Origin of the sequence: Longimonas sp., from assembly GCF_046498435.1 — a bacterium.
Taxonomy (GTDB): domain Bacteria; phylum Bacteroidota; class Rhodothermia; order Rhodothermales; family Salinibacteraceae; genus Longimonas.
Genome location: NZ_JAWOAR010000104.1, coordinates 1 through 6,320 on the forward strand (window position 1 = coordinate 1; position 6,320 = coordinate 6,320).

Sequence of the window (6,320 nt, forward strand, 5' to 3'; positions counted from 1 at the left end):
CCCGGCCAAAGGTCTCAACGCTCTTCCAGCCTTCCGCGCCGCTAAGCACTGCACAGACCGCAATAAAGAGAACGTTAACTAACGGATGCGCCTTGCGCCGGTCCATTCGCGGATCCTCCAGCTCCTGAAAATGATCAAGGAGCGACCGGGCTCCATCTGAAGACGTATCTGAAGACGTATCTGAAGACGTATCTGAAAACGACGACATAGGGCCTGATCCAGCTGATTAGGGAGCTTTTGAACCTCTCTCCCTCAATATACAACAGCAGATCATTTTAATGAGGTAGCCCTTACCGGGGAGGAAGGGTAGGATGGAGGGGAAAATACGCATCTGAACCCAACCTTTCAGGGTTGACACAGCACTACGCCCCCCCTTACACCGTTACCCCTTCGCGACTCTCTTTGAGCACCGTCGCAGAGGCCTGCAGACCTTCGTGCTCAGCAGCAGAGAGTTTCGGCGTGACACGACCGGCAATGCCATGGCGGCCCACCACCGCAGGCAGGCTCAGGCATACATCGTCGATGCCATACGCCCCGTTGGCGCGCACGCTCATGGGCAGTACGCTGCGCTGGTCCTCGATTACAGCCCGCACAATGCGTGCAATCACCACGCCAATAGCGGTGTCGGTGTGCCCCTTTCGTTCAATGATCTGATACGCGGCATCGCGGGCATTCTCGAAAAGCTGCTGCATCGCAGCCTCGTCGAAGTCTATGCCGCTAATCGGGCCTTCTTTGATGCGCTGGTTACCGATCGTCGCATTGCTCCAGATAGGCACCTCCGAATCCCCATGCTCGCCCAGAATGTAGGCGTGCACCGAGCGCGGATCCACCCCGTAGTGGCGGCCCAACAGTGCCCGAAACCGCGCCGTATCCAGCAGCGTGCCCGTCCCGATGATGCGCTCATCCGGACGCTCCGACAGCTCTTGCGTCACGTACGTGAGCACATCCACCGGATTCGTAGCCACTACGAGCATCGCATTGGGGGCATGCTCGTCGAGCTGGGCCACAATCTGCTCAAAGATGCGCACGTTGCGCTCCAGCAGCTCCAACCGCGTCTCATCCGGACTCTTCTGGCTGGCTCCTGCCGAAATCACGATAAGCTGCGCATCAGCCATGTCGGCGTAGTCGCCTGCGCGAGCCGTCACGTTGCCCACCAGCATCTGGCCGTGCATCAGGTCCATGGCCTCGCCCTCGGCGCGCTTATGGTCCAGGTCGTTCAGGATAATTTCGCTGGCCAGGCGCTGGTTGAACAGGGCATAAGCCGCAGCTTTGCCCACATTGCCAATACCGACGATTCCAATGGTGCGCCGTTGAATCATAGTGGGATACGAGGTTGAGTGCAAAAAAACCAGCACTCATATACACGCAGCACGCCCCCTGCGTATCCCCACAGCGCTGTTTCCTGAAGCGCTTCTACACGGCCGAGGCGATGAAGAACAATGTAATCACAAACGTAATAACCATCACCAGCCCAACCGTAAGCGCCCACCGGCCCGAGGTGCGAGCGGTATGAAAGGGAACCTCCACCGCTTCGGGTGCCTTCGCCTCGGACTTCGCCCCCGCGTCCGACGTAGGGGCCTGCGCTGCTTTGCGGTTGGCCTGGGTGGTGTCATCGGCCGATCGGCTCGCGACAAACTCCGCCGGATCGCTCCAGTCGCTCCCCGCATCTTCGGCCCGCACGCGCCAGTGCCACGTCGACCCGTCGATGGGCAACAGCCCCGACAGTTCGGTCACGGTCGTGTTATCAACGGTAAAGTCTACGTGCAACGGGTCGAACGTCTCGCGGCGGCTGATTTGTAAGCGGTAGGTATCGGCCCCCGGATAGCTGCTCCAGTGGAACTCCGCCATGCGCCCGTCAACGGTCTGGCCGTCGGTCGGCGTTTGCGGACGCGGGGCCTGCGGCGCTTCGGTGCGTGGGGCGGGACTGCTGGTTTTTAGTTCAGGCATAATCAGATTGTAGAATCAAGTTAGGGGGATGCGAAGGTCGGGCGCGCTGGTTGTCGCGATTCACAAGCGCGAAGGCGGCGTCGCGTCGGTGTCGGGGTCGTCCTTGGAGGTGGGGCCGGGTACATCATCCTCCATAAGGATGCGCATCGCAGGCGTTTCCACATCGTCGTACTGCCCGTCGCGCACCGACCACACAAACGCGGCCACCCCGGACCCAGCCAGAAGCAGTGCCAGCGGAACTAAAAGATACAATACGTTCATAGCAGTTCGTTTCGTTGCATGTAAGTAAAGACAGGCATGAAGTTGGGGTTTTGTGCGTTTCAAACCGGTATCATGTGCGCCCCGACGTTACTTCATACACGCTCTCATTCGTACGGTGCTTCGTTTCACATACGTGTTTGATCTATATGATTGTACGGAATCCCTCCCCCTACATCCCCCTCCTCCAAGGGGGACTTCATGAGGGCGCCCATGGGTCCTTCCTCCCCGGTATCTGTTTAGCCCTCTCGTTGCATGGCACAAAAAGCATGACCTTCTTCGGCCCCTCTGCCGTGCGACGTACGTTTTATAGGGGCTCCGCCACCAACGTGCTTTCCAGACCATCTTGCGTTGCACGTATCTCGAATCTCACGAACAAACCTGCTTACTCATGCCAACCATTCGCCGCATTGCACAGTCGCTGGAACAGTGGGCCCCGCCTGCATCCGCCCAAGACTACGACAACGTCGGCTTGCAGGTCGGTCGGGGGGATACGGAGGTGCAGCGTGCCGTACTCGCGCTCGACCTGACCCACGATGTGCTCGATGAGGCCATTGACGCCGGGGCCGAGCTTATCGTGACGCACCACCCGCTCATCTTCCAGCCGCTCAAGCACGTCACGGGTAGCGGATACGCCAACAACCTGGCGCTGCGACTGGCCGAGTCCGGCATCGCACTGTACAGCATCCACACGAACCTCGATGCCGCGCCCGGTGGCGTGTCGTTTGCGCTGGCCGAGCGCCTGGGTGTGTCCAAGCCCACGTTCCTTGCCCCGATGGATGACGCCACGTGCAAGCTCGTCACCTTCGTGCCCGAATCGCATGCCGAGGCGGTACACACCGCGATGGCCGATGCCGGTGGCGGACGCATTGGCGACTATGACGCCTGCGCGTTCCGAACCCGCGGCACCGGCACATTTCGTCCGGGCGAGGGCACCAATCCGCACATCGGCACGGCCGGAGGCGAGCTGGAGACGGTCGAGGAGATCCGCCTGGAGATGGAGGTGACGCAGTGGGCGTTGCCTGCTGTGCGTGCGGCGATGCACCAAGCGCATCCTTACGAAGAAGTGGCCCACGACGTGTACCCGCTCGACCAGTCCACCACGCAGGCCGGGATGGGCGCGATTGGCATGCTCGATGGGGTCATGCCGCTCTCGGCGTTCCTGGACCGCGTATCCAGTCAGTTGGATGCGGAAAGCCTGCGCTACGCCGGAACGCCCGATGCACCTGTAGAGCGCGTTGCCGTGTGCGGTGGCGCGGGCAGCAGCCTCGTAGGCGCCGCCCAGGGCGCGGGCGCGGATGCATACGTGACAGCCGATGTGAAGTACCACGACTTTTTCCGCGTGCTGGGCACAGACACCGGTACGCCTCAGATGGCGTTCATCGACGCGGGGCACTACGAAACGGAAGCCCTCACCGAATCCCTCCTACGCGACTGGCTCGCCGAGCGCTTCCCGGCGGTCACCTGGCAGCGCACCAGCCACCGCACCAGTCCCATGCGCACGTTTGTGGGCGATGCAGGGTGAGCGGCCACACGCCCATATACTATCGTAGGGACACGACGCGCCGTGTCCCTACCTTCTCTCCGGTAAAAATCCCCTTCACCCACGCCGTCCCAGCGTAAGGGTGAGCGTGCGGCGGGTGCCGTCGCGTTCAATGGTGAAGCGGAGTTCGTCGCCGGGGCGGAAGTCGAAGATGCGCGCCACGTAGTCATCGCGGCTGTTGACGCGGGTGCCTTCCACCTCCAGAATCACATCGTACGGCTGGAACCCAGCGGCCCCTGCGGGCGAGCCAGGGTCGGTGTCGCGTACAATCAGGCCACGCACCTCCGAGAGGCCCAATGCCCGCGCAATGCGCTCGGTGACTTCCACCACATCGAGCCCGGTGTAGTGCGAACGATCGACGGATCCGTTGGTGCGCAGCCCCTCCAAAATCTCAACAGCGCGTGCGGACGGTACGGCAAAGCCGATGCCGACCGAGCCACCTGAATCCGAGTAAATCGCGGTGTTCACACCAATCACTTCGCCCAGCGCATTCACGAGCGGTCCGCCCGAATTGCCGCGGTTAATCGCCGCATCCGTCTGAATCATGTTGCGGTAGAGGCGTCCGTCGCGCTGCGATTGCAGGTTGCGGTTGGTGGCGCTAACTACGCCCACGGTAACCGACGGCTCGGCGGCTTCGAACAGCCCGAACGGGTTGCCCAGGGCGATGACCCACTCGCCCGGAATGGGATCGCTGTCGGTGTCGAACGTGAGGTGGGCCAGGTCCTCGGCATCAATCTTGAGCAGCGCCAGGTCGGTGAGGCGGTCGCTGCCCACGAGTTCGGCGGGATAGGTCTCGCCATCAGGAAAGTACACCTCAATATCGCGCGCATTGTTTACCACGTGTTCATTCGTCACGATGTAGCCATTGGGCGACATGACGAAGCCGGAGCCCATGCTGCGCGCCTCGCGGTACTGCGGGCGCTGCATGAAGTAGCGGAAGAACGGGTCGTTCGCAAACGGATCGCGCACGCGCTGCACCTTGCGCACGCCGATGCTAACCACGGCAGGTGTGGCGGCTTCCACGGCCTGCGTGACAGCGTTCTGGCGCGAGGCTTCGATGGTGGTATCGGCAGCAGCCGGGACGCTCGAAACAGTTTGCGCACCTGACGGGGCTGATGGGGCTGCCGCCGAAGAGTCGGGCAGGGCATTGCCCTCGCATCCTCCTGTACTTGTAGCCACGGGGACCAGCAGGATGATGCTAAACGCAAACGTCAGAACCCAGCGGGGCCATTGCCAGCGGGGCCATTGCTTGCCTGATGCAGACGGACTGATGCACATGGGGGTTGTGTGTTACGCCAGGTGCCCGGCGGCTTCTTTGAGAGCGGTGGTGTGGTCAAGCTGCTCCCACGAAAACTCGTTACGTCCAAAGTGGCCGTAGGTGCAGGTGCGCCGGTACTGCGGCTTGAGCAGCTCCAGCCGGTCGATGATGGCCGTAGGCGAAAGCTCGAACGTCTCGCGGACGGCATCGCGCAGGCGGGCATCTGGAATGACGCCGGTGCCGTTCGTGTCGATGTTGATGGAAACCGGCTCGGCCACACCAATCGCGTAGGCAATCTGCACAAGCGCCTCGTCGGCCAGGCCCGCGCCTACGATGTTCTTGGCCACGTGGCGGGCTGCATACGCCGCGCTCCGATCGACCTTCGAGGGGTCTTTGCCACTAAAGGCGCCACCGCCATGGCCGCCTTTGCCGCCATACGTATCCACAATGATCTTGCGTCCGGTCAGGCCCGCATCGCCGTGGGGCCCGCCGATTACAAAGCGTCCCGTGGGATTCACGTGCAGCTTCAGTTTGTCGTCGATGAGCTCCTCGTAGCGCTCGCCAAAGGCGCGGGGCAACAAGATGTTGCGCACGTCCTGTTTGATGCGATCGGGCTTAATTCCCTCGTCGTGCTGCGTGGAGACCACCACCGTGTCGATGCGGCGCGGGGTAACGCGATCGTCTTCGTATTCGACAGTGACCTGGCTTTTGCTGTCGGGGCGCAGGTAGCTCATCTGGTCGGTTTGCTTACGGATGTGCGCCAGCTCTTTCATGAGCCGGTGCGCATACGTAATGGCCATGGGCATGAGCGTGTCCGTTTCCTGGCAGGCGTATCCAAACATAAGGCCCTGATCGCCGGCCCCCTGCTCTTCTTTGCCATCGACGCCGAGGCTGATGTCGCTGCTCTGCTCGTGGATGCTGCTCAGCACGCCGCACGATTCGGCATCGAAGCGGAGGCGCGGGTCGGTGTAGCCGATGTCGCGGATGACGTCGCGCGCGGTTTCGCGCACATCGACATAGGATTCGGTCGTTACCTCCCCCGCCAGCACCACCAGACCGGTGGTAACCATGGTTTCGACCGCCACGCGGCTGTGCGGGTCATCGGCGAGAAGCGAGTCAAGAACAGCATCAGAAATCTGGTCGGCCACTTTGTCGGGGTGTCCTTCCGACACCGACTCAGATGTGAACAGGTAAGCCATAAGGTAAAGCGCGTACAGGGTGATCAGAACGAAAGAAACGGCCCGGCCACAGGGGACGCAGACCGCGAATCGCATCGTGAACGAGCGTTGCCGCACAGGGTTCGCTTCTGAAGAA

Annotated in this window: 7 protein-coding genes; 1 reads left to right on the top strand and 6 read right to left on the bottom strand. The window is 61.7% G+C overall.

The window, feature by feature from the left end; genetic code table 11:
- The 4 genes from R6U20_RS04230 to ccoS all read right to left on the bottom strand — a co-directional run.
- Positions 1 to 208: transposase family protein (locus R6U20_RS04230; protein WP_410336623.1), on the bottom strand; the 208-nt coding region annotated here is incomplete at its 3' end.
- Between the two features lie 166 nt (positions 209 to 374).
- Entirely contained in the window at positions 375 to 1,319 is a 945-nt protein-coding gene (locus R6U20_RS04235; protein ID WP_410336624.1) for an L-lactate dehydrogenase, read from the bottom strand.
- A 94-nt stretch (positions 1,320 to 1,413) separates the two neighbouring features.
- Complete coding sequence (locus tag R6U20_RS04240) at positions 1,414 to 1,947, bottom strand: hypothetical protein (protein ID WP_410336625.1); 534 nt, start codon at positions 1,945 to 1,947, stop codon at positions 1,414 to 1,416.
- A gap of 60 nt (positions 1,948 to 2,007) precedes the next feature.
- Positions 2,008 to 2,208 (bottom strand): cbb3-type cytochrome oxidase assembly protein CcoS, encoded by a 201-nt coding sequence (gene ccoS / locus R6U20_RS04245; RefSeq protein ID WP_410336626.1) that lies wholly within the window; start codon positions 2,206 to 2,208, stop codon positions 2,008 to 2,010.
- Positions 2,209 to 2,596: 388 nt separating this feature from the next.
- Between ccoS and R6U20_RS04250 the strand changes: the two genes are divergently transcribed.
- A complete protein-coding gene (locus tag R6U20_RS04250) occupies positions 2,597 to 3,730 on the top strand; it encodes a Nif3-like dinuclear metal center hexameric protein (protein ID WP_410336627.1) in 1,134 nt (377 codons plus the stop codon).
- Positions 3,731 to 3,805: 75 nt separating this feature from the next.
- On the opposite strand, the gene R6U20_RS04255 is transcribed toward R6U20_RS04250, so the two are convergent.
- The gene (locus R6U20_RS04255) at positions 3,806 to 4,927 is read right to left on the bottom strand and encodes a S1C family serine protease (RefSeq protein WP_410336628.1); all 1,122 of its coding nucleotides are present in this window, start codon (positions 4,925 to 4,927) and stop codon (positions 3,806 to 3,808) included.
- Between the two features lie 111 nt (positions 4,928 to 5,038).
- Complete coding sequence (gene metK, locus R6U20_RS04260) at positions 5,039 to 6,205, bottom strand: methionine adenosyltransferase (RefSeq protein ID WP_410336629.1); 1,167 nt, start codon at positions 6,203 to 6,205, stop codon at positions 5,039 to 5,041.
- Positions 6,206 to 6,320: the final 115 nt, after the last annotated feature.